At 65.0% G+C, this 1,119-nt stretch carries 1 protein-coding gene; it reads left to right on the plus strand.

Annotated features, from left to right (window positions below; genetic code table 11):
- The coding region (locus GMA12_RS18135; RefSeq protein ID WP_156270878.1) for an aromatic ring-hydroxylating oxygenase subunit alpha at positions 1-1,119 on the plus strand (1,119 nt) is incomplete at its 3' end.

Consider the following 1,119-nt stretch of genomic DNA (forward strand, 5'->3'; position numbering starts at 1 on the left):
TTGTCGACCAATGTTGTCTCGGAGTCCCTGATCTCCACCCTGCCCGGATCCAGCTACGTGGACGAGGCCGTCTTCCGCGCCGAGCAGGAACGGATCTTCGAGCAGATGTGGTTCTGCGCCGTGCGCGCCGGTGACCTCGACAAGCCCGGGGCCTACCGCACCGTGCAGATCGGCCGGGAATCGATCATCATCACCCGCAACCGCAAGCACGGCATCCGCGCCTTCTACAACATCTGCCGCCACCGCGGCGTGAAACTGTGCATGGAGGACACCGGGGAAGCCAAGCGCTCCTTCCAGTGCCCCTACCACGCCTGGACCTACGACCTCGACGGCAAGCTCATCGCCGCCCCCAACCTCACCAAGATGCCCGACATCGACCGCCAGGAATACGGACTGGTCACCATCCCGGTGCGCGAGTACCTCGGCTACGTCTGGGTCTGCCTGGCCGAGAACCCCCCCTCCTTCGAGGAGGACGTGATGGGCGACATCGAAGAACGCCTCGGCGACACCCAGGCCATCGAGGGCTACGACATCGCCAACCTCGCCCTGGGCCGGCGCATCACCTACGACGTGAAGGCCAACTGGAAGCTCATCATCGAGAACTTCATGGAGTGCTACCACTGCGCCACCATCCACCCCGAACTCACCGAGGTCCTGCCCGAGTTCGCCGACGGCCTCGCCGCCCAGTACTTCGTCGGCCACGGCGCCGAGTTCGGCGAGAACGTCGCCGGCTTCACCGTCGACGGCTCCGAAGGCCTCGACAAGCTCCCCGGCGTGGACGACGAGCACGACCGCCGCTACTACGCGATCACCATCAAACCCACCGTGTTCGTCAACCTCGTCCCCGACCACGTCATCATCCACCGCATGTTCCCCATGGCCGCCGACCACACCATCGTCGAGTGCGACTGGCTCTACCTGCCCACCGTCGTGGAATCCGGCAAGGACGTCACCGCCTCCGTCGAGCTCTTCCACCGCGTCAACCAACAGGACTTCGACGCCTGCGAACGCTGCCAACCCGCCATGAACTCCAAGATCTACGCCACCGGCGGCGTCCTCGTCCCCTCCGAACACCACATCGGCGCCTTCCACGACTGGATCACCGACAAAGTCGGCGAC

The sequence above is a fragment of the Kocuria sediminis genome (genome assembly GCF_009735315.1).
In the GTDB taxonomy this organism is placed as follows: Bacteria; Actinomycetota; Actinomycetes; order Actinomycetales; family Micrococcaceae; genus Kocuria; species Kocuria turfanensis.